This window comes from Spiroplasma endosymbiont of Cantharis nigra, assembly GCF_964019925.1.
Taxonomy (GTDB): Bacteria; Bacillota_I; Bacilli_A; order Mycoplasmatales; family Mycoplasmataceae; genus Spiroplasma_A.
On record NZ_OZ026470.1, the window covers coordinates 203,024 to 228,358 of the forward strand.

12 protein-coding genes, 2 pseudogenes and 1 CRISPR repeat array (1 of these 15 running past the window's edge) are annotated in these 25,335 nt (G+C 24.4%); of the genes and pseudogenes, 11 read left to right on the forward strand and 3 right to left on the reverse strand.

The window, feature by feature from the left end; genetic code table 4:
• The first annotated feature begins 8 nt into the window (after positions 1 to 8).
• Together AACL04_RS00910 and AACL04_RS00915 are read left to right on the forward strand one after the other, a co-directional pair.
• Positions 9 to 1,400 (forward strand): glycoside hydrolase family 1 protein, encoded by a 1,392-nt coding sequence (locus AACL04_RS00910; RefSeq protein ID WP_339030555.1) that lies wholly within the window; start codon positions 9 to 11, stop codon positions 1,398 to 1,400.
• A gap of 263 nt (positions 1,401 to 1,663) precedes the next feature.
• Positions 1,664 to 1,909 (forward strand): hypothetical protein, encoded by a 246-nt coding sequence (locus tag AACL04_RS00915; RefSeq protein WP_339030557.1) that lies wholly within the window; start codon positions 1,664 to 1,666, stop codon positions 1,907 to 1,909.
• Positions 1,910 to 2,062: 153 nt separating this feature from the next.
• Here the strand turns inward: AACL04_RS00915 and AACL04_RS05510 are convergent.
• Positions 2,063 to 3,388 (reverse strand): annotated as a pseudogene (locus AACL04_RS05510) (ISNCY family transposase); the annotation flags it as partial.
• A 169-nt stretch (positions 3,389 to 3,557) separates the two neighbouring features.
• Here AACL04_RS05510 and AACL04_RS00940 point away from each other — a divergent pair.
• The 4 genes from AACL04_RS00940 to AACL04_RS00955 all read left to right on the forward strand — a co-directional run bounded on the left by AACL04_RS00940 (position 3,558) and on the right by AACL04_RS00955 (position 7,092).
• A complete protein-coding gene (locus AACL04_RS00940) occupies positions 3,558 to 4,232 on the forward strand; it encodes a nucleotide-binding protein (protein WP_339030567.1) in 675 nt (224 codons plus the stop codon).
• A 121-nt stretch (positions 4,233 to 4,353) separates the two neighbouring features.
• A complete protein-coding gene (locus AACL04_RS00945; RefSeq protein ID WP_339030569.1) occupies positions 4,354 to 4,650 on the forward strand; it encodes a transposase in 297 nt (98 codons plus the stop codon).
• 173 nt (positions 4,651 to 4,823) lie between these two features.
• On the forward strand, positions 4,824 to 5,492 hold the full coding sequence (locus AACL04_RS00950; protein WP_339030571.1) for a hypothetical protein: 669 nt from the start codon (positions 4,824 to 4,826) through the stop codon (positions 5,490 to 5,492).
• Positions 5,493 to 5,607: 115 nt separating this feature from the next.
• Entirely contained in the window at positions 5,608 to 7,092 is a 1,485-nt protein-coding gene (locus AACL04_RS00955) for a DUF2130 domain-containing protein (protein WP_339030572.1), read from the forward strand.
• Positions 7,093 to 8,371: 1,279 nt separating this feature from the next.
• On the opposite strand, the pseudogene AACL04_RS05515 reads toward AACL04_RS00955, so the two are convergent.
• Positions 8,372 to 9,723: pseudogene (locus AACL04_RS05515) on the reverse strand (ISNCY family transposase).
• Between the two features lie 281 nt (positions 9,724 to 10,004).
• Here AACL04_RS05515 and AACL04_RS00970 point away from each other — a divergent pair.
• A complete protein-coding gene (locus AACL04_RS00970; RefSeq protein ID WP_339030577.1) occupies positions 10,005 to 14,243 on the forward strand; it encodes an AAA domain-containing protein in 4,239 nt (1,412 codons plus the stop codon).
• 271 nt (positions 14,244 to 14,514) lie between these two features.
• On the opposite strand, the gene AACL04_RS00975 is transcribed toward AACL04_RS00970, so the two are convergent.
• Positions 14,515 to 14,790 (reverse strand): hypothetical protein, encoded by a 276-nt coding sequence (locus AACL04_RS00975; protein WP_339030579.1) that lies wholly within the window; start codon positions 14,788 to 14,790, stop codon positions 14,515 to 14,517.
• A gap of 245 nt (positions 14,791 to 15,035) precedes the next feature.
• Here AACL04_RS00975 and cas9 point away from each other — a divergent pair, with 245 nt between their 5' ends.
• From cas9 to AACL04_RS00995, 4 genes are all read left to right on the forward strand, one after another.
• Positions 15,036 to 18,302 (forward strand): type II CRISPR RNA-guided endonuclease Cas9, encoded by a 3,267-nt coding sequence (gene cas9 / locus AACL04_RS00980; protein ID WP_339030580.1) that lies wholly within the window; start codon positions 15,036 to 15,038, stop codon positions 18,300 to 18,302.
• 151 nt (positions 18,303 to 18,453) lie between these two features.
• The gene (cas1, locus tag AACL04_RS00985) at positions 18,454 to 19,359 is read left to right on the forward strand and encodes a type II CRISPR-associated endonuclease Cas1 (protein ID WP_339030581.1); all 906 of its coding nucleotides are present in this window, start codon (positions 18,454 to 18,456) and stop codon (positions 19,357 to 19,359) included.
• Positions 19,349 to 19,672, forward strand: coding sequence for a CRISPR-associated endonuclease Cas2 (gene cas2 / locus AACL04_RS00990; protein ID WP_339030582.1), 324 nt, complete (start codon positions 19,349 to 19,351; stop codon positions 19,670 to 19,672). Before cas1 ends, cas2 begins: the two co-directional genes overlap by 11 nt.
• Positions 19,672 to 20,625, forward strand: coding sequence for a hypothetical protein (locus AACL04_RS00995; protein ID WP_339030584.1), 954 nt, complete (start codon positions 19,672 to 19,674; stop codon positions 20,623 to 20,625). Before cas2 ends, AACL04_RS00995 begins: the two co-directional genes overlap by 1 nt.
• 35 nt (positions 20,626 to 20,660) lie before the next feature.
• A CRISPR array of direct repeats spans positions 20,661 to 25,335; the repeat unit is 36 nt; unit sequence GTTATGGCACCCTGTAAAATTATGTAGTAGTAGAAC; it runs 1,765 nt beyond the window's last position.

Here is a 25,335-nt window from a genome sequence, read left to right on the forward strand (position 1 = left end):
GAGAAAAAATGAAAAAAATAGATAAAAATTTTTTATGAGGAGCATCAACAAGTGCTTATCAATTTGAAGGTGGATATAATAGTGATGGTAAAGGTCTTTCAATTCAAGACGAGAAGGAAATCCTAAATAAAGAGACATCAGATTTTAAAATTGCTTCAGATCATTATCATCATTGAAAGGAAGACGTTGCCTTAATGGGTGCAATGGGTTTTAAGTCTTATCGTTTTTCAATTTCATGAACAAGAATAATTCCTAATGGTATTGGTAAAGTTAATCAAAAGGGAATTGAATTTTACAGTAATTTAATTAATGAATTATTAAAAAATAAAATTGAACCAATAGTAACAATGTTTCACTTTGATATGCCAAATGAGCTTGAAAAAATTGGAGGATGAGGAAATCGAAAAGTAATTGATGCTTATGTTAATTACGCAAATATTTTATTTGATAACTTTGGAGATCGTGTAAAATATTGAATTACAATTAATGAACAAAATGTTTTATTACTTCAAGGACCAATTGTTGGAATTAAAAGACCACAAAATTGCAATGTTTTACAACATGTCTTTCAAATGAATCATAATATAACAGTGGCACAATCACTTGTTATGCAAGAATGTCATAAAAGGTTTGCTGCTAAAGTTAAAATTGGAACAGCTCCAAATATTTCATCAATTTATCCTGCAAGTTGTAAACCAGAAGATGTTATTGCTTCCAAAAATGTTGCTGTTTTAAGAAATTGATTTTATCTTGATATTATTGTTAAAGGATATTATAATCGAATTTTATTAGCACTTTTAGAAGAACAAAATGCCATGTTCGAAATTAAAGCTGGGGATATGGAAATAATTCAAAAAGCTAATCTAGATTTTATTGCTTTTAATTATTACACAACAACAACAGTAAAAATGAATGAAAAAATTGCCAATTATAAATTACCTATTCAAGAACGTATTTTTGGTTTTCCTGGTTTTGGAGAAACAGTATCAAATAAAAATTTAAATAAAACTCAATTTGGTTGAGAAATTGATCCAAAAGGGTTAAAAGTTACTTTACTAGAATTACAAGAAAGATATAATTTGCCAGTAATTATTACTGAAAATGGGATTGGAGCATATGATAAATTGGAAAATGAAAAAATTATTGATGATTATCGAATTGCTTATTTAAAGTCTCACATTGAAGCAATTAAAGAAGCAATTAATGAAGGTTCTCAAATATTTGGTTATAACTGTTGAAGTGCATTTGATTTAATTTCAGTTCACGAAGGAATTTCAAAAAGATATGGTTTAGTTTATATTGATCGTGATGAAAAGGATATTAAAGAAGCCAAAAGAATTAGAAAAAAAAGTTCTTATTGATATGAACAAGTAATTAGAAGTAATGGTGAAGAGTTATAAGTTTAAATATCTAAATTAATAAATTTTGGCATGAATTACAATATACAAATAAAGAGGCTTTTGACAAATATTGCAAATATAAATTTAGATTATTTGAAATAAAAGAATAGACACCCCCCAAAGAGATTAATAGTCTCAATAGAAAGGTTGTCTATTTTATTTTTAAATATATTGTATTCCTACAAGTCTATAGGGAGTAATGTAGTAAAATTACAATTAGTAAATAGATAATTACTAATTGTGATTTTAGAAAGGAAAAAAATATGGTTGTAGGAATAGTTACTGCTTTGTTAATTTTATGTTTTGTTTTTTTGATTTTAGGCTTATTTATTGCTAGAAAGGGCGATGTTTGAGGAATAATGATGGCAACAATTGGTTTTCCAATTTTTGGTACTGTGTGAGCTTTTTGTTTGTATGAAAATAAAAAAAATATAGAAGCAGAAATAAAATGAAAAAATTTAAATGAAAATATTAATTTCATATTATTAGAATTAAATAACAAAGATTAAATAATAATTTTTTATGAGATATTTACAAAACTAATGTCTATAAAAAATTATTATTACTTAAAGCATATATTAAAAGAAATGTAGTTTAACCTTTTCTTGGACATATTTTTTTAGATAATAAGCGATTATTTCCCAAAATAGAAGATTTATTAAATAAATAGATCTTGTATTTTTCCTTTTCTATCAAAAACATATCAGTTAATTGCTTTCCAGGGAGAGTTAATTTTGGATATTTTAGTAGTTTCAAATTCTTCATTTGATAGTGTTTTCATACTTTCATGAAATGTTCATCTTTAACTTGAATAAGATTGTAAATGTCATTTCAAATTAATGCATAGTGTTTTTATTTATTGTTTCCATAATCATTACTTTTAACTTTGGTTTAAAGTAAATTGGAGTATAGCCCTTACATATAAATTACTTAGCTTTTTTAAAACTAATACTATGACCATTATCAATAATTCTTTCACTTAGATAAGAGAAAACAATGTCTTCATCTTGATCAAATTTTCTAGTTACTGATTCTAACTGCTCTAAAGGTATTGAGAAATCTTGATTGTATTCCTGAATAGGATGGGGTAAATAATTATTTAACTGCTTAATATTTTTTAAATCTAGGAGTCTAATTATTTGAGGTCTTCCTCTTTTGTAATGTTCCAAAAGTTCTTTCAACTAATGCTTTTTCTTGAGGGATTGATGTTGTTTTTGAATTTACTTCTAAAGAGTAAAAAATAAATTGCAATTGTGTATTTGAAACACTATCACCAAAAAGGTCACGCTTATTTTTACTACTAAAAACATTTCGATTATCACTAACATTTAATTTTGTTAAATCATAATGTTTAAAGGCTTTTTTATAGATATTATAATAACTTTCAGTAGTTTCTTGTTCGCTGAAATAACCTAACAAAATCCTTTTACTAGCTTTATCAATTACAATATGTAAATGACATTTTAAGTTTTTAATTCATTGGTGATTTGAAGTATCAGATTCATAAATTTCTCCAAATTTTACAATTTTCTTTTGCGTAGGATGGGGTTTGCTATTTATAATTGACTTTAAAAAATACTTGCCTGCTAAATTTTCTTGGTTGGTTTCCTTTAAAATTTTTACAAATATCTTTTTTTGTTTTTCTGTTAAGAGTATCAATTAAAATATTTTCTTCTATTAATATGTGCCTAATTACAGATTAACTTATTTTCTTTTTTCAAGTTAGTTTTTAATATAAAGTTATAATATTTTGTTTGAAATAAATATTTAAAGAATTGCTGAATTTTATTTATAGGTATTTTATTGGTATTTTTATGAATAAAAGCTTTTGCTCCAATTTCTTGATATTCTTTAAGTTTTATTCTTGTGTGTCTAACACTATAACCTAATTTAAAGGCTGTATTTTTAATAGAGTCTTTTCTTAAAGATAATTTCTTAATTAATCTTAGTTGTTCTTGTTTCATGGTAATTAATAGTAGTCCTTTCATAAAGGATCGATTTATTGATTATAAAGGAGGGCAAAGTCTCTTGTTAATATGTAGGGACATAATCGCTTATTACTCATAAAAGAACTTCATAAAAAGAGAGATTAAATTCCTAAGGAGAAAGATAATATAGTAAAATATAAATAATGATAAATAAAAAAGGAATATTATTATGAAATATAAAGGTGAAGAAAAACAATTATTAAATTTTTTTGAAAGTAAAGGAATGAAGATTACCCTTAATAAAGGCACTATTGATCTTTGCGCTGAAAATAATTCAGGAACTATAGTAAATTGATATAAAAAAAGTGGAACCTTATATATACAAGGAACTAAAAATGAGCAATTTTCTGTTGATTTAGAAAATTTTATTAATGGAGCAGAGAATGAAAATTTTAAAACTTTAAGCCATAATATATATATAGTACATGGACACGATTTAGATGCTAAGGAACAATTGGAAAATATTTTATTAAAATGAGATTTAAAACCAATTGCAACAATGGATCAGCCAAGTTCAGGGGGAACAATTATTGAAACTTTAATAAGAGATTTAGAGTCTTGTGATTATGGCATAGTATTATTAACTCCTGATGATGAAGGAAATTCTAAAAAAGATGGTCCTGAAAGCAGACGCCCAAGAGCAAGGCAAAATGTTATTTTAGAGTTGGGAATTTTATTAGGAACATTAGGAAGAAAAAATGTAATGGTGGTTAGAAAAAGTGATATTGAAGAACCTTCTGATATTCACGGAATTTTATATAAAGCTTATAGCGAAAAAGTTTCTGAGATTAAAGACCATTTAAGAAAAGAGTTTAAAGCAGTTGGAATACAGATAAAGGAATAGTATTTAGTTGATACAAATTAAAAGAGTTTAGAACAATTGTAGTGTAACCTTTTTTCGGACACATTTTAAAAATATTTTATATATTGATATAAAATATTTGTGAACGAAGAGAGGTTTTATTTTGACTAAGTATTCAATCGATCAAAAAATTGAATTAGTATTAAATTTTTATAAATCCAATTTGTTATTATCACAATATTCAAAAGCAGTAGGAATTGATAAATCAAGATTGAAAAACTGAATAAAAACTTATGATGAAAATGGAAGAAGTGGCTTCAAAAAGTCCTTTAAAGCAAATAATGAGGAGATTATAAATTTGAAAAAAGAGCTTAAAAAATGAAAAAGAGAAAGTGATGATTTAAAATTAAGAGATGAAATGTTTAAAGAATTAAGAGAAATGATTGATAGAAAGAAGTAAATAAGTGAGAGTTAAACACATTTAAATCAAAAGTAGTTTATAACTTTACAATTAAATACCCAAATATTGCAATTAGAAGACTTTGTAGACTAATTGATCTAGCAAAAAGTACTTACTATGATTGAATATCAAAAGGTAAACCAAAAATTAAGGTTATTAATTGAGATTTGGTTTTGAGAGTTAATGATATTTATAAAAATGAAGTTAAAATCTATGGATCTAGAAGATTATTGAAGTATTTAAATTTAAATTGTAGTCATAAAAAAGTTCTGTGAATAATAAAGTTTCTAAAGTTAAAACATAATAACTATAAAATACAAAAGAATAAATCAGTTACTCTAGAAAAAATTGGTAAGTTTCCTAGATTATTTAAATATCAAACGGATTTGAAAAATTATTGAGATATTTTTTCTGTAGATATTACAGAGAAAATAATAGCAGGATGCAAACTATATACTTGCGCTTTTTATCATGTAAACACTAAAAAAGTTTATGGTTTGGTAACTAAAAATATTAAGGGTATGAAGTTAGTATTAGAGTCATTTTTTAATATGGTTAATGAGTTTGGAACATTTAAACCAAACTCAATTATTCACTCTGATAATGGTTCAGAACTTAAATCTTATCAATATCCTTTAGCTACAATGTGATTTGATTTTGGTTTAAGTATGTCTAAAATAGGCAGATCAACGAACAATGGATATATTGAAGGTTTTTGAAGCAGTCTTAAAAGAGAAGCAATCAAGGAAGGTTATAAATACAATGTTGTAAATGAATATATTTATAATTTGAAAATGTATCAATATTTTTATAATACTAATAGAGTTAGTTATAAAATATAGGTGTCCGAAAAAAAGGAACAGTACACTCATAAAAATAGTTATTAATATTGTATAATACATAGGGAAAAGACATTATAAAATGTATAATTATTAATATAAAAGGAATGGTAAAAAAATGGAATTTAAAATAATTTGTCCACATTGTAAAAAAAGTATAACAAAAGAGGATTTTGCATCAGATGAGCATTCTATTCTTGAACTTCAAAAATATTTTAAAAGTGAAGAAGAGGAATTTAAAAATAAACTTAAGAAAGAATTAATAGGCGAATTTAATGAAAATTCTAGAAGATTAATTTTAGAAAAGGAAAAAGAGATTTCTGATAAGAAAATTGGAGAAATTAAGAAAATTGAAGATGAGCATAAAAAGGTTATTGATAAATTACAAGAGGACTTAAAGAAATTAGAAATTGAAAAAGAGACTTTTGATAAAAAAACAAAGTTACTTATTAAAGACAAAGAGTTGGAAGTAACAAAACAAAAACAAGAAGAAATTGATAAATTAAAAGATGAATTAAAAGATTTTGAAACAAAAATTAAAACTAATGAAGGAGATCTAAAAAATAAAATTTTAGAAAAAGAGAAAGAGATTTCAGATAAAAAAATTGGAGAAATTAAGAAAATTGAAGATGAGCATAAAAAGGTTATTGATAAATTACAAGAGGACTTAAAGAAATTAGAAATTGAAAAAGAGACTTTTGATAAAAAAACAAAGTTCCTTATTAAAGACAAAGAGTTGGAAATAACAAAACAAAAACAAGAAGAAATTGATACTTTAAAAGATAAATTAAAAGATTTTGAAACAAAAATTAAAATTAATGAAGGAGATCTAAAAAATAAAATTTTAGAAAAAGAAAAGGAATTTTCTGATAAAAAAATTGGAGAAATTAAGAATATTGAAGATGAGCATAAAAAAGTTATTGATAAATTGCGAGAAGATTTAAAGAAATTAGAAATTGAAAATAGTAAATTTAGAATTATTCCTCCTAAAACTATGGGTGAAAATTTTGAAAAAGAATTTAAATCAGCAATTAAGGAAATATTTTTAAATGATAATATTGTAAAAATAACTTCAGGAAATAAGCGTGCAGACTTTAAACAAGAAATATTTGAAAGTGAAAAACATATAGGTCAAATTATTTATGAAGTTAAAGCTGGTGAAAATTGAGATGATAAATGAATTTCAAAATTTGAAGAGGATATAATTTCTAAGTCTGCAAAATACGGTGTTTTAGTTGCTAATTCTTTTAGAACAAAATTTTTAGATGTTCCTTTTGAAAAAATTCCAGGAAAAAATATTTTTGTTACGGATTATACAAGTTTCTCATTTGTAGCACATATTTTGAGAATTTTAATAATTAAAGAACATACTCTTTCTTTAAACTCAGAAAATTCTGAATTTAGAGAAAAAATGACAAATTTTATAGAATGAAGGGATCAAAAATTCTCTCAAATTGTTTCAGCAATAATTAAAAATTCTGACTTAATAGTTACATCAGCAAGTAATTTAGAAAAAATTAAAAAAGATATAATAGATTCTGCTAATATTATCAAAGAAAATATTATAAATAAAATTCAAGTTGAATTGGATACATTAATTTAGTAAAACATATTTATAATGCAAATAGAAACTAGCTTTGCGGGTAGAATCTATTTTTTTTATTTCGGAATTATAATAAGTCTTTAAAAGTGTTTCTTTATTTTTTTAAAGATAATCTTAAGTAATTGTAGTAATCAATGTACTTATCAATTTCTCTTTTTAATTTAATAGAAATAGTTTTTTAATGTTTGAGGGCTCTCGGGCTTAATTTGTAATAAATGTTTCAAAGAGACATTATTTACTGAGTTATCAGATCTTGATAAAGATATTAATATATTTTAGTCTCAATTTTCATTGAAACTTGAAGGCCAGTTATAAAGTCTGAATAGACATCTTTAATTATGTTCAAATATGCAAGTGAAACTTGCAAGGGAAAATATAACTAATATCAGTAACTCTTAGTTACTTTTGTTTTTATTTTTTTATTGTCTTTTAACTATAATTCTTAACAAACTTTGTTCTGAATCTCTGGTTTTTTTCAGTTTTGATTCTAATAAGTGAAGATATATTTAATTTCTTCATTGATTTATAGACATACTGATTAACACTATATTCACAGCATTTCAATAAAAAAGTAAGGCAATGATAACCATATTTATCTTTTTCTGGCTTATAAGGTTCTGATACTATTTAGTATATTCCAGATTCCCTTTATACTTAAAAGTATGAATTTTATTTTAAACTCGCAAATAATTTGATCTTCTAGTTGCATTAAATCTTTTTCATAATGAAATGAAGTAAATCTACTTTTTTAACTTTCAAATAACTAAATAATTTTTGTATTTACTTACCATTCAGTTAGTATAACTGTTTTAAAATTGCATTTTATAACTCAAGTTACTTACTTATTTTTAAGTAAATAGTTTATTGGAGCACTAGTTCTTTAGTTATTATATTTGCCACAAGATTTTTATGGTTGCTTTAATACATTTATAATTTTATATTTATTTTAGTTACCTATAAGTTACTCCTTGTTAATAGTGCTATTTAACTATTTCTAATTTAATTTCTTTGTCTGCATGAGAATATTTGCTCCTAATTGTTCTGAACATAAAAAAATTTTTCTTGTATTGATTAATAATAAATCTTTTATTTAATATTTTACATACTTAGAAAATTATACTCCCTTTTCATAAAACCTCCCTTTATTTATTATGAAGGAGGATAAACTCGCTTGTTAATATGTAACGACATAATTGCTTATTACTCATAAATAATTTATAGTATTATTTATAAAAGTTTGTAGATAATAAGCGATTATGTCTCAAAATACAAGATTTATCTAATCAATAGATCTTGTATTTTTTCTTTTTCTATCAAAAAAATATCAGTTAGTTGCTTTTCAAGGAGAGCCAATTTTGGGTACTTTAGTAGTTTCAAATTCTTCATTAGATAGTGTTTTATGATTTCCATGTAAGCGTTCATCTTCAACTTGAATAAGATTGTAAATGTCATTTTCAATTGATGCATAATGTTTTATATTTATTGTTTCCATAATCATTACTTTTAGCTTTGGTTTAAAGTAAATTGGGGTAAAGCCTTCACAAATAAATCACTTAGTTTTTTTAAAACTAATACTATGACCATTATCAATAGTTCTTTCACTTCGATAAGAGAAAACAATATCTTCATCTTGATCAAATTTTCTAGTTACTGATTCTAATTGGTCTAAAGGTATTGAAAAATCTTGATTGTATTTCTGAATAAGATGGGGTAAATAATTATTTAACTGTTCAATATTCTTTAAATCTAAGAGTCTAATTATTTGAGGTCATCTTCTTTGTAATGTTCCAAAAGTCCTTTCAACTAATGCTTTTTCTTGATGTATTGAAGTTGTTTTTGTATTTACTCCTAAAGAGTGAAAAATAAACTGCAATTGTGTATTTGAGACACTATCACCAAAATGGTCACGATTATTGTTACTACTAAAAACATTGCGATTATCACTAACATTTAATTTTGGTAAACCATAATGTTTAAAGGTTTTTTTATAGATATTATAATAACTTTTAGTAGTTTTTTGCTTATTGAAATAAACTGCCAAAATCCTTTTACTAGCTTTATCAATTATAATATGCAAATGACATTTTAAGTTCTTAATTCATTGATGATTTGAAGCATCAGTTTCGTGGATTTCTCCAAACTTTAAAATTTTCTTTTGCGTAGGATGAGTTTTGCCTGTTATATTTGAATTTGAAAGATACTAGCGTGTTAAATTTTCTTGGTTGGTTTCCTTTAAATTTTTACGAATATTTTTTTTGTTTTTCTGTTAAGAGTCTCAATTAAAATATTTTCTTCTATTAATATGTGCCTAATTGCAGAGTAACTTATTTTCTTTTTTCAAGTTAGTTCTCAATAATGTTTAATACTAAAGTCATAATATTTTGTTTGAAATAATTCAATTATTTCATCTTTAAATAATTGTTGAATTTTATTTATAGCTATTTCATTGGTATTTTTATGAATAAAAGCTTTTGCTCCAATTTCTTGGTATTCTTTAAGTTTTCTTCTTGTGTGTCTAACACTATAACCTAATTTAAAGGCTGTATTTTTAATAGAGTCTTTTCTTAAAGATAATTGCTTAATTAATCTTAGTTGTTCTTGTTTCATGGTATTTAATAGTAGTACTTTCATAAAACCTCCATTTATTGATTATAAAGGAGGACATAATCGTTTATTATTCATAAAATATTTCAGATTATTATTAATAAAAGTTATATAAATATTAATCGATATGATAAAATATTTTATGAATTAATTAAATTGTGCAAATTTTATTAAGTAAGGGTTTTAAAAAGGTACTTGTTCTTAGGGAATATGTTTTTAATAATATCTATATTTTTATTTTTTGCAGTTTAAAAAGTAAATTTTAAATTAGGCTTATAAAGCTATTTTTAAAATAAAAAGGAAATATTATGAAGAATATAGATATTATTAAAAAGTTTAAAATAAGATTAATTAAAACAAATAAATCGGGTACATTATTTTATAATTCTTTTTTAGAAACCCAAAACTCAATTGATTTAAATGATATATTAAAAGTTCTTAATCTAAAAGAGGATATATTAAAGATGTTTTTAAAAAGGAATATAAAAATTGATTTCTCTGATTTGAATTTGAAGGATATTGATAATAAAATCTTGGAACTCGTAAATGAGCACAGAAGTCAAACAATTGAAGAGTTAAGTTTTAATATAACAACAGTAAAGCTTTTACATGAAAATAAAATTTTTACTGTTGAAGAACTTATACAAACAGAAGAAGCAAAAATAAGAAATTTTATTTCGTCTAATACAAAGAAAATTGAAGATATTATCAATACAAGAAATGAAATTATAAACTTTTTAAAATCAGACGATAAGAAAAAGGAAATTATTAAAATAAAAACTAAAAAATCTAATAATCTATTATCAAGATTTAAAAAAATTGATAAAAAAAGCAGACTGCAAATTGAGCAAAAAAATATAAAGGGATTGGGAATTGGATATCCTTATATTACAGGTAAGCTTTCATCGGGGAAGGAAGAAATTTTTAGAGCTCCTTTATATATTTGAGATATTGATATTTCATTAGTTGGATCAAACTTAGAAATAAAAATTGGTGACCCAGTATTAAATAATTCCATACTTTCTATAATTGCAACAAGTAACAATATTGAATATGATTTTAGAGAACTTGAAGATAATAATTCAATATTAACAAATGATTATATAGAAAATTTAATTAAATCTATCTCAGTAAATAAATTTAAAAATCCTTACAATGATAGTTTACTTCACTCCTCATTAGAAAAACCAAGAAAAAATTCTAATAGTAAAAAAATAGATTATGAGGATTCAACTATAACATTAAATAATATAATTAGTTTTGGTATGTATGATGTAGCTTCATCATCAATATTGGGTGCTTATAATATAATTGAAGAAAAAGGAGATTTAGAATTTATAAATGATTTAGTAAAAACAGAGTATGATTGATTAAGTAATGTAAAAAATGAATATAAAGATGAAAATATTAAATTAATTTCATACTTAGATAACTCTCAGAAAATTGCTGTGGCAAACTCTATTAAGAAATCATCATATATTTGAGGACCTCCAGGAACTGGGAAATCTCAAGCTATAACAAATATATTAGCAAATTTAATTTATTCTAAAAATAAAACTTTATTTATAACTGAAAAGCAAGTAGCATCTGAGGTTGTATATGATAGAATGGGTAAATTAAATAATTTCGCTCTTAAGTTATATGCAAAAGAAAATAATCAAAGTTTTCACACAAAAATTAAAGCAACTGTTAATATAGTGGCAAATTATATTAGAGGATCAAGTTCAGAATTTAATCGTATAAAGGCAAGTAGGGATAGTCAAAGTGATTTAATTAAAAATATTGAGACCATTTTTGAAGAAATAAAATCATATAAAAATTTTATTTCTATGCAACAATCCTTAAAATATTTAAATATAGTAAAAACAATTAATATTAAGGAAAATCAAGTTTTGATAGATAGATATCTAAACTGCAGTTTAAAATATGCTAAAAAACTATTTGATATAATTGATAAATCTTTAAATAATTTAAGTGGTGTAGATTTAGCTAAAGAAATGTTTACATTCTTATGTTATATAAATAATAATTTTAATAATGATAGTGAATATTTTAAATATAGAGAAAAATTTTTTATTTTCAAAAAAGATAATCAATTATTTAATTTTATTGAAGATTTGAGTGTTGTTAATGAAAAAGAATTAAAAAATTATAAAAATAGCTTTCTCGATGTATTAAAATATGAGAAGTTTTTTGAAAACTTTACAGAAATAGAAACAATTATGCACTTTTTATCAGAGTTCAAACCGGAAGATTTAAATTTATATTTTGATTTAATCACTTCTCATAAAGATATGGAAAAAAACAATAGTATATTTAAATTTATTGAACATATAAATGATAATTTTGAAAATATTATTGATGAAAGTTATATAGATTTACTGAAACAAAATAAAATGATAAAAAATAGTAAGTTATTGTATAACAGAATTAATAATAAAGTAGATACATATAAAATTAAGTTATCTCAATATTTTAAATTTAAAAAGTGAAAAAAGGGAAGTCTTAACTTTTTAAATCAATTTTCCTTATTAATAACTAATGCGAATCAAACAAAGAAAATATTGAGGCTAATAACAGAACCAAAAAATAAAAAAATTTTTTTTCAATTAAATGATTTTGAATTTTTTAATATAACAAAAATAACTTATGAAACACTAAATTCATACTCTGATGAAAATATCAATACTCAAAAAATAATTTTTAACCAACTTAAATCTAATAATATTTATTTTAATATATATCAAGATTTTTTAACATTAGAAGATATTAAAAAAATATATTTAATTCTAAGTGAAATAGATTCGGAAAATAATTTTATAGATTCAAATTTATTTAAAGATTTTATAAGAAATATTAAAGATAATCAGGAATTATATCAGTTTTATTCAGAAGATTTAAATTATAAAAAAATTAATCATATATGAGCTCTAATTTATGAAAGAGTCAATGAAAATCAAATTAAAATTATTAAAGATACATATATGGAAAAAATGTTGAATTATTATCAAAAAATATCTGAGGGTGGAGAAAATGAAATATTTTTTGAACATTTAGAAAATATTAAAAATAAACTTTTATATCCGAATTCTAATCCATATTCTACTATGTTTCGACAATTAATTAAGAAAATAGATTCTGTTAAGGTAACCGTTAGAAAATCTACATACTTTAAAAATTATCTTCCAATTTTAAAAATTATCTTCCCAATATTTATTTCTTCTCCTGAAGAAATATCTAATAATTCTGTAATTCCACTTAATAAAGCAGAATTTGACTTTGCAATATTTGATGAAGCATCACAAATTTTTACCGAAAAAGCTATACCTGTTATGTATAGAAGTAAAAAATTTATTGTTTCTGGAGATGATAAACAATTACCACCAACTAGCTTTTTTAAGGCAAAAAATTATGATGATTATGATTTATTAGAGGAAAACGTAGAAAATCATGAAGAAGGAGAAATAGTTGATGCACTTCAAAATGAAAGTTTATTAGATTTCTCAAAACCTCGTTTTGAAAATTTTATGTTGAAATATCATTATAGAAGTAAATTCAAGGAGTTAATTAATTTTTCTAATAAAAAATTTTATAATAATGAATTAGTAGTTGTGGATCAACCTGAAAATTATAAATTACCTATAGAAGTATTTTTTGTCTCTGGAGTTTGAGAAAATCAGAAAAATATAGTTGAAGCTAATAAGGTTATTTCAGTTATTTTGGATTTAATAAACAATAAATACTCAAATTTAATTGGCAAAAGTATAGGGGTAATCACTTTTAATCAAAAACAACAAGAATTAATTGAAAATAAATTAGAGGAAATAGCCTATAATAATGAAAAACTAGCACAGCTTATTAATCCTAAAAACTCTGATGAATATTTGTTTATTAAAAACATTGAAAATGTTCAAGGAGATGAGAGAGATATAATAATTTTCTCTATAGGTTTTGCCATGGATACAAATGGTGTTTTTTCAAATAGATTTGGTCCAATTGGACAAAATGGTGGAGAAAGAAGACTTAATGTAGCTATTTCAAGAGCTAAAGAAAAAATGATTGTTATAAAATCAATTAATTCAAATATAATAACTACTAAACATCCTAGTTCTACTTTATTTAAGGAATTTCTTGAGTATGTTGAAAGACTACAAAATATTGATAACTCATTAGATCTTTCAAATGTTATTAACTATAAGAATGAAAAAATAACCAATATCTTTTTAAATGATGTATTTGAAGAAATATCAAGAAATTTGCCAGATCATTATTCAGTTATAAAGAATTTAAAAGTTGATAAGCATGAAATAAACTTAGTTATTAAAAATAATTTATCAAATGAATATTGTCTTGGTATAATGCTTGATGAATTTGAAAAATTTCTTAATGAAGAAGAAATAAGAGAGCAATTTAATTTTTTTAATTTTTTAAAGGTTAGAGGATGAGAAATTAAAAGAATTGTTTCAACAAATTGATATAGTTCTATAAATAACAAAAATAGAAGTATTATAATTGATAAAATATTAGAGATACTACAAAAAATGTAGAGTTTATTTTGCAACTATTATAATAATTTTAGAATTTAAAGTATATTTTGCTATATTTTCCTAACTTTAGAAAATTTTCATCTTGTAGGGTTGGGGTCTATTTGTTATATTTAATTTTTAAAGATACTCGTGTTTGAAATTTTCTTGGTTCAATGGCTTTAAATTTCTACTGATATCTTTTTTTTGTTTTCATTTTTTATAGTTTTAATTAAAATATTTTTCTTTATTAATATATATCTATTTACAGAGTAACAAATTTTACTTTCTCAGTTTAATTTTCAATAATTTTTAATGATAAGGTCATAATATTTAGCTGAAATAAGTCTATTATTTGATCTTTAAATAATTGTTGAAGTTTATTAACAGGTATTTTATTGGTATTTTTATGAGCTCCAATCTCTTGATATTCTTTAAGTTTTCTTCTTTTGTATCTAATACTATAACCTAATTTAAAGGCTGTATTTTTAATAGAGTCTTGTCTTAAAGAAAATTGCTTAATTAATCTTAGATGCTCTTGTCTCATGGTATTTAATAGTAGATTCTTCATAAAACCTCCATTTATTGATTATAAAGGAGGATAAAGTCGCTTTTTAATATGTAGGGACATATTCGCTTATTACTCATAAATTCCAATTCTATAATCCATTAAAATTATAAAAAAACTAAGAATTTGATTTATAATTTTAATGGAAAGAAATTTTAAGAAAATTAAATAAGTCATAATATATAAATTATCTCTTTTTCAATTTATATATATGGACTTCTTTAAATGCATATAAAAGGGGAAAAAATATGAAAAAAGTAAATATAGGATTAGATTTAGGAATTGCTTCTTTAGGTTGATCAATAGTTGAGATAGATACTAAGGAAATTATTGATGCAGGAATTTATCTATTCGAAGAAGCAAATAATTCAAACTCTTCAACAACATCAAGCTCTGATAGAAGAGCAATAAGGTCAAGAAGACGTATGTTAAGAAGAAGAAATTTGAGAAAAAGAGACTTATTAATTAAATTTAAGGAGCTAAATTTAATTAATAGTACTGAAGATTTTTATAAAATTGATAGAAATATTGACTATCTAGAAATCAGAAAAAAAGCATTAGTAGAACAAATTAGTAAAGATGAGTTAATGTTAATACTTTTTAATTACCTTAAACATCGAGGTAGTTTTAATTTTAAAGATGATTTACAAGAAATTAAAAAAATTAGTGATGATGAAATATCTATTGAAGATATTTCATCAAAAAAGTTATCGCCAATTGAGCTCCACTTATCTTTTAAGGAAAAATATAATAAATATAGGGGAGAAAAAATTAAAAATGATGAAAACTCTTTAATAAATCATGAATGATATATTGAGGAAATAAATTTAATTTTCGATAAGCAAATAAGTTTTGATAAAAGTTTAGAAAATTTAAAAGAAGAATTTTTTAAAATTTATAATAGAAAAAGAAATTACTATGATGGACCAGGATATCAAAATAAGAAAAATAATATTTTAAGCCCCTATGGTTGAAAAGATGAGATAGATTTTTTTGATAGACTAGCTGGAAAAGACACTTATGATAATAATGAACTTAGAGCTCCAAAACATTGTTTAACAAGTTACTTATTTAATATATTAAATGATTTAAATAATCTAAAAATTGAATCATTAGAAGAAGGTTTATCAAGAGAACAAAAAGAGTATATTATTGAAAGTGCTATTAATCATGATAGCAAAAAAGCAAAAAACATTAGTTTAAAAGAGATTGCTAAATTCTTACAAGTAGATTCAAATACAATTAAGGGCTATAGAATAAACACTAAGGATGAACCAATTTTTACAGAATTTGAATCTATTAACAAAATTAGAAGAAAATTATTAGTTGATAATGAAGATTATAGTTTTTTATCATTAAAAAATATAAATGAAATTGACAAAATTTGTGAAATTTTAACTAAATATCAATCTATTGATAATAGAGTCGAAGAATTAGTAAAATCACTATCGCATTTTTTGACAAAAAGACAATGTGAGTTAATTGGAGAAATTTCATTAACAGGGACACATTCTTTATCAATTAAAACAATGAATAAAGTAATTGAACATACTTGAACTGAAAATAAAGAGCAAATGGAAGTTTTTAAAGATTTGGGAATGAAACCAGATTATAAATTCTCTAAACTAGCATTTACTAATTTAAAAACTATTCCTGTATTTAGAAAAAAAATTAGTGAAATGTATATTTCTCCAGTGGTTAAAAGGTCTTTTATTCAAACTCTAAATTTAATTAAAGAAATAGAGAAAAATTATAAAAATATTGAGATTAAAAATATTGTTATTGAATTAGCTCGTGAAAAAAATTCAGAAGATATTCGTCTATTTAAAACTAGAATTAATAAAGAAAATGAAGATAATAAAAAAATAGTTAATAGTGCCTATGGTTTAGATTTCTCATCTTCTAATTCTAGTAGTTTTAAAGGACCATCAAAAAATACTTTACTAAAATTTATGCTTCTAAATGAACAAGATAATAAGTGCATTTATTCTGGTAAAACTATTGATATTGATAGATTAAAAACTGATGAAAACTATTGTGAGATTGATCATATAATTCCTCTATCAAAGTCTTTCGATGACTCACGTACAAATAAAGTTTTATGTCTTAGAGAAGAAAACCAAAATAAAGGTCAAATGACACCTTATGAATATTTTAGAAAAATAGGGAGAAATTGAGAAGAGTTCAAGATGAGATGTTTAACTACTTATCTTTCTAAAAATAAATCAAAGTACTTTTTTACTAAAGTATATGAAAATTTATTTCTTGAAGATGATTTAAATACTTTTGCAGCACAACAAAAATTTATTAGTAGAAATTTAAATGATACAAGATATGCAACAGTTGAGGTTAAAAACTATTTAAATTTTTTCAAAAAAGAACTAAAAAAAGAGTGAAAAATTAAAGTTATTAATGGTAAATTTACTGCATATTTGAGAAATAAAGTCTTTTATATTCAAAAAGATAGAAATCAATTTAAACATCATGGAATTGATGCAACTATTATAGCTTTATCTTCTTTAATTAAATTAAGTAAATCTAAAAATATTTTGGATATTTTAGAACCTAATTTAAAAGACCAAGAAGAATCAATTGAATTAGACTATGATAAATTGAAAAGCGAATATGCAGTATTAGGTAGCAAAATTGATAATTTTGATTATAAGTTTTCTAAGAAAACTTTAGGTAGAACTAACTTAAATTTATTTGATGAAACTATTTACTCAGCAAAAGTTATAGATAATAAAGTTTATAAGAAACGTAAATTTGACCTTTTTGAATCAAATGGTCAACAACTTGATAAACATTTAAATAAAAATTTTGAAAATGTTTTAATGTATCAAAATGATAAAAAAACTTTTTCATACTTAAAAGAGATTTTTAATGAGTATTATAATAAAACTTGAAAAGATGAAAATAATAAGGAACATAAAATTACAAACCCATTTGTCTATTATAGAGATATTTTGGGTAAAAAAATAGAAAAACAGTCTAATGAAGAAAAAAGACCAGAAATTACAAAGATTACGTACTTACAGGGTGCTGAGATATATTATGATATAAGTCATAAGTATAAAAACATTAAAAAAGATAAAAAAGTTATTATGACCTCAATGAACTCGTTAGCTTGAGATTTATTTTATAATAAGCACATTAATAAATATAAAATATTGCCAATTAATGCAAAAGTTGCCTATTTTAATTTTATTTCTAATGATAAAAGGGATATAGTAATTAATGAAGAAAACTATAAGAAATGTAAACAAGATATAAAAATTACTAAGGACTTTCAATATCTATTCAGACTAAAAAAATATGATGAAATTGAATTTGATTATGATGGGGTTCATGAGAGATTTATTATTGTGGGATTTGATTTAAACAAAGAAAGGATGGAATTAAAATATATTAATAGATTCAATGAAAAAAGTGAAAGAAAATCAATTAGTAAGGTTAAAAATCTTATTAAAATAAATTCAAATATTACAAAAACAAAAATGAAAATTTTTAAATAATTAAAAAATTTATGTTATTATAAATATGTATATGAAAAAAGTTCTACTACTACATAATTTTACAGGACTGTCATATATAAGGCTTTAATGCCGGACACGAGGGTTTTTAACCCTCTTTTTTTATTTTAAAATAAGAAAGGGGGATATTTAAATGTCCTGAAAAATTATTGTTATAAAGAATGGTGAAAGTACTAGTCTTTTTTTAAATAATTTAGTAGTTAAACAAATTAATAATAATTTACAAATTCCATTAGGAGATATTAATGTTGTAATTTATGAAAATTACAAAACAAACATTACAACTAGAATATTAGCAAAATTGGCTGAATATAAAATTTTAACAATTATTTGTGATGAAAATTTAATGCCTGCTTGTATTATGCAACCATATAAAGGAAATTTTCAGCAACAAAAAATAATTAGAGATCAATTAAATTGAACTAATAATCAAAAATTAATATTTTGAACTTATATTGTAAAAAGTAAATTGGAATCACAAATTGATATATTGAAGAAGAATAATAAGCCAAAAGATAGATGACAAATCATTTTTAATTATATTGATGAGATTAAAAAAGGAGATCCAACAAATAGAGAAGCACATGCTGCAAAAATCTATTTTAATACTTTATTTGGAAATAATTTTAAGAGAGATGATGAAAATCATATAAATAGTGCATTAAATTTTGGATATATTATATTGAGATCAGCTTTTTGCAGAGCAATTGTATCAAAGGGATTGCATCCGACAATATCGCTTTTTCATCACAATAAATATAATTCATTTGCTTTGGCAGATGATTTAATGGAGCCTTTTAGACCAATTGTTGATGACTTTGTTTATCTTAATATTACTCAAAATGATTATTTTTCTAGAAATGACAAAATAGGTTTAATTAACTTATTAAATTCACAAATTATTTTTAACTCAAAAAAGGTATACTTAACTCAAGCAATTAATGAATATGTTGATAAGGTAATAAATCACTTTGAAAAAAACGACTTTCAAAATTTTATTTATCCATTAGTATCATCAGTTGAATACTATGAACTATAGATTTATGAGATTAATGGTTTTTTATGATTTACCTTTTGATTCAAAAAATAATATAAGAGATTATAATCGCTTTAGAAATAATTTACTTAGTGAAGGTTTTCAAATGATGCAATTTTCAATTTATACAAAAATGTGTCCTAATGATGATTCAGCTAGATATGCTGCTAAAAGAATAGAAAAAATATTGCCGTCTTTTGGTAATATCAGACTTTTAGCTATTACAGAAAAACAATATCAAAAAATAAATATTTTAAGAGGAAAAAAAAGCAAACAAGAGTTATTAATTGATTTAAGGAGGTTTTTAGAACTCTAATGAAAATTAAAATTAACAATTATAATGATATAAAATTTAATCTACAAAATAAAAATATCTTTATATTAAATGATCAAGATTTAAATAATCATCTCTGAAATATATTTGAAAATATTACAAATAGTAAGTTAGATACGAATGAATATAAAATACTATTTGAAGATAATGATATAATTATCAACAAAACAACTCATAAAATATTTAAAATTCCTAGTTATCTTGATTTTTACAAGGATATACAAAATAATAACAAAAGTATATTTAAAGAATTAATAGCATTAGTTTTAAATAATGATTTATTTGAAAATGAAAATTTAAAGATTTTACTATCAATAATTCATACTCTTGATTTAACAGAATTAACAGGTATTAATACATTAAAAGTAAATTTAGAAAAAGTATCTAAATTAAATGTTGAAATAGGAGTAAATGATTTTTTAGTGAATTATTTGGTAGATAATGTATATCTAAATTTTATAAATGAGAATGAAATTATTAATAATAAATTAAATCAAAAAACTTTGAAGCAAATTTACTTGGAAATATTAAAATTGCTTGGACAATTAAATAATAAAGATTATCTCTACTTCTTTAATAATCCTTTTGAAGGATTATTTATTGAAGAAGAAGAAAGTTTTATTCAAAATATTAGTATGTTAAATAATTTCATAATAGTTACAGATAGACTTCATACTTTTGATTTAGAATTAGTAAAGAATATTAAAATATGTATGTCAAAGATAATTGATATCTCAGATATTATAGATAATATTGAAGAATATATACTCTATTCTGATATAAGTAATCAAAATATTTTTTTGGAGTATATAAGTACGTTGCTATTTAAATTAATAGATAACAATGTTTTTTTATATAAGGAATATACTAATAAAATGTCTCTAATTTTTAATATAAAAGAGATGGAAATATTGGAAGCTATATTTAATAGATAAAATTTAAACTTTTATGAAAAAACACTTGATTTGAGGTTATGGCACCCTGTAAAATTATGTAGTAGTAGAACTTTATTCTTTCGTCTATATATTTTTTATAAGTTATGGCACCCTGTAAAATTATGTAGTAGTAGAACAATTCTAAATTAAAAGTTTTATTTTTATAAGTTATGGCACCCTGTAAAATTATGTAGTAGTAGAACTTTAAAAAAACCAGAAGATAAAAAAATCAAGTTATGGCACCCTGTAAAATTATGTAGTAGTAGAACCACCAATATACTGGTTGTAATCCATAACCAGTTATGGCACCCTGTAAAATTATGTAGTAGTAGAACAATTTTGTATCATACTCAAAAAATGAGAACGTTATGGCACCCTGTAAAATTATGTAGTAGTAGAACGCTTTTATGATTTTTACTCATTGAAAAGCTGTTATGGCACCCTGTAAAATTATGTAGTAGTAGAACGTTAATGAAAGCGATTGATTTTTATTACACGTTATGGCACCCTGTAAAATTATGTAGTAGTAGAACGTAAGAGTACATTTGCATTTGATATTGGAGGTTATGGCACCCTGTAAAATTATGTAGTAGTAGAACGAAAAATCAATTAATGCTCTACCAGCACGAGTTATGGCACCCTGTAAAATTATGTAGTAGTAGAACGCTACTAATGAATTAGACCCAGATAATGATGTTATGGCACCCTGTAAAATTATGTAGTAGTAGAACAGTTGAATAAAAAGTTATCATATTTCCACTGTTATGGCACCCTGTAAAATTATGTAGTAGTAGAACAATAAATTAAATACAGCAATTATTAATATTGTTATGGCACCCTGTAAAATTATGTAGTAGTAGAACCATAGAATGTAATGGAAAAGTATGTTAAGTGTTATGGCACCCTGTAAAATTATGTAGTAGTAGAACTGAGTATTTGTTGTTGTCAAATGTTGATATGTTATGGCACCCTGTAAAATTATGTAGTAGTAGAACAATTAATCTAAATTAATTACTCCTTAATTCGTTATGGCACCCTGTAAAATTATGTAGTAGTAGAACATATTCTCACTTGTTTGAAATACCAGAGAAGTTATGGCACCCTGTAAAATTATGTAGTAGTAGAACAAAATGAGAAGGTTACTTCTGAGTTGGAGTGTTATGGCACCCTGTAAAATTATGTAGTAGTAGAACTCTATATTCCAACTTTGATTATGTAAATATGTTATGGCACCCTGTAAAATTATGTAGTAGTAGAACAAAATGAGAAGGTTACTTCTGAGTTGGAATGTTATGGCACCCTGTAAAATTATGTAGTAGTAGAACAGGATTCTCTACAAGGTCAGGATTCTCTCTGTTATGGCACCCTGTAAAATTATGTAGTAGTAGAACGAATATACATAATTACACAAATAATACGTAGTTATGGCACCCTGTAAAATTATGTAGTAGTAGAACTAATAGGGTATGCATAAAACAATACATAGAGTTATGGCACCCTGTAAAATTATGTAGTAGTAGAACCTTCCAGCATTAACAATTCCATTAACAGCAGTTATGGCACCCTGTAAAATTATGTAGTAGTAGAACAGATATTAAAGGTATAGATTTAGGTTGTTTGTTATGGCACCCTGTAAAATTATGTAGTAGTAGAACGCAGAAAAGAGATGAGGTTAATCAGACTTTGTTATGGCACCCTGTAAAATTATGTAGTAGTAGAACCTCAATCATGACAACAATACAGCATCCACCGTTATGGCACCCTGTAAAATTATGTAGTAGTAGAACGTTTTGGCAAAATACTTGCTCGTCATAATCGTTATGGCACCCTGTAAAATTATGTAGTAGTAGAACTTTATCAGCATCAATCTTCGTCTATGCATTGTTATGGCACCCTGTAAAATTATGTAGTAGTAGAACAAAAAGAATATTATCATTCTAATGCTTTAAGTTATGGCACCCTGTAAAATTATGTAGTAGTAGAACGCATTAGAAGCAACCAATACTCACTTAGTTGTTATGGCACCCTGTAAAATTATGTAGTAGTAGAACTCCACCAAATACACCTTGACCAAAGTTAATGTTATGGCACCCTGTAAAATTATGTAGTAGTAGAACACTTTAAGCAAAAATATTGTTTCTTTTCCTGTTATGGCACCCTGTAAAATTATGTAGTAGTAGAACTTAAATTAACATCATTTAATGCAGGTAGTGGTTATGGCACCCTGTAAAATTATGTAGTAGTAGAACTAATTTATTAAAGCTCTCTTGGTCTATTGGGTTATGGCACCCTGTAAAATTATGTAGTAGTAGAACCTATATTACTTTGTTTTTCTAAAATTTCTTGTTATGGCACCCTGTAAAATTATGTAGTAGTAGAACAAAAAGAATATTATCATTCTAATGCTTTAAGTTATGGCACCCTGTAAAATTATGTAGTAGTAGAACGCATTAGAAGCAACCAATACTCACTTAGTTGTTATGGCACCCTGTAAAATTATGTAGTAGTAGAACGCTTTCATATCTCCAAACCAAATCATCGGTGTTATGGCACCCTGTAAAATTATGTAGTAGTAGAACTCCACCAAATACACCTTGACCAAAGTTAATGTTATGGCACCCTGTAAAATTATGTAGTAGTAGAACACTTTAAGCAAAAATATTGTTTCTTTTCCTGTTATGGCACCCTGTAAAATTATGTAGTAGTAGAACTAATTTATTAAAGCTCTCTTGGTCTATTGGGTTATGGCACCCTGTAAAATTATGTAGTAGTAGAACTTTATCAGCATCAATCTTCGTCCATACATTGTTATGGCACCCTGTAAAATTATGTAGTAGTAGAACTTATTACCAACAATCCATACCAACCTATCTGTTATGGCACCCTGTAAAATTATGTAGTAGTAGAACATTCTCCTTTGTCCTTAGGACTACTTATATGTTATGGCACCCTGTAAAATTATGTAGTAGTAGAACATTGAATTATTAGATTGAATAGATTACTATGTTATGGCACCCTGTAAAATTATGTAGTAGTAGAACGTTTATCAATTAAAGGTAATATACCTATGTGTTATGGCACCCTGTAAAATTATGTAGTAGTAGAACTTATAAAACAATGGATTTAATGGAATGAAAGTTATGGCACCCTGTAAAATTATGTAGTAGTAGAACAGCAAAAATTGAAGATAGTTCTTTAATATCGTTATGGCACCCTGTAAAATTATGTAGTAGTAGAACTGCTACTAAAAAATCTTGTCATGTTCATAAGTTATGGCACCCTGTAAAATTATGTAGTAGTAGAACGAAAAAGAACAAGATAGTATATTTGAACCTGTTATGGCACCCTGTAAAATTATGTAGTAGTAGAACAGGTTGAAATAACCTATTTAAAAAAGTGCTGTTATGGCACCCTGTAAAATTATGTAGTAGTAGAACTCTTTCTAATTGTTTAGCACATACTGCAGTGTTATGGCACCCTGTAAAATTATGTAGTAGTAGAACTGGATTAGGATTATCAACACCTTCAAGGTAGTTATGGCACCCTGTAAAATTATGTAGTAGTAGAACTGTAATTCTTGTTTTGTTTTCATAAGAACCGTTATGGCACCCTGTAAAATTATGTAGTAGTAGAACTAAAGATTGATTTATAGATTATTCAGATAAGTTATGGCACCCTGTAAAATTATGTAGTAGTAGAACATGATACAGAATTCAAAATCTAAATCATTCGTTATGGCACCCTGTAAAATTATGTAGTAGTAGAACATATAAAGTAGGAATTTGTCCTAATTGTGAGTTATGGCACCCTGTAAAATTATGTAGTAGTAGAACAAAGTTGGGTACTCAATATCAAGTTTTTTAGTTATGGCACCCTGTAAAATTATGTAGTAGTAGAACAGATTGTAAATAGTTATTTATATTATGGTTGTTATGGCACCCTGTAAAATTATGTAGTAGTAGAACTTAAATTAACATCATTTAATGCAGGTAGTGGTTATGGCACCCTGTAAAATTATGTAGTAGTAGAACTCTTGCTTTATTTTTGTTTTCAGTTAATTCGTTATGGCACCCTGTAAAATTATGTAGTAGTAGAACAAATTCCCACAATTATAGCAAAAATGAACTGTTATGGCACCCTGTAAAATTATGTAGTAGTAGAACTCTATATCTCAGCTTTGATTATGCAAATAAGTTATGGCACCCTGTAAAATTATGTAGTAGTAGAACACAAGGTAATTGTTAAAAAAAAGTCAGTAGGTTATGGCACCCTGTAAAATTATGTAGTAGTAGAACAATTACAAAATTATTATTCAGTCAAGGGATGTTATGGCACCCTGTAAAATTATGTAGTAGTAGAACAATTACAAAATTATTATTCAGTCAAGGGATGTTATGGCACCCTGTAAAATTATGTAGTAGTAGAACCAGATTTTTAAAATTATGTAATATACACTTGTTATGGCACCCTGTAAAATTATGTAGTAGTAGAACTTAAAACTCTTGAGGAGTTAATAAAATTAAGTTATGGCACCCTGTAAAATTATGTAGTAGTAGAACAAAAATAAATAAACCATTATTATCATAATAGTTATGGCACCCTGTAAAATTATGTAGTAGTAGAACAGCTTCACTGCCAAAAAATGCAGATACTCCGTTATGGCACCCTGTAAAATTATGTAGTAGTAGAACAAATTCAAAATCTCAAGTC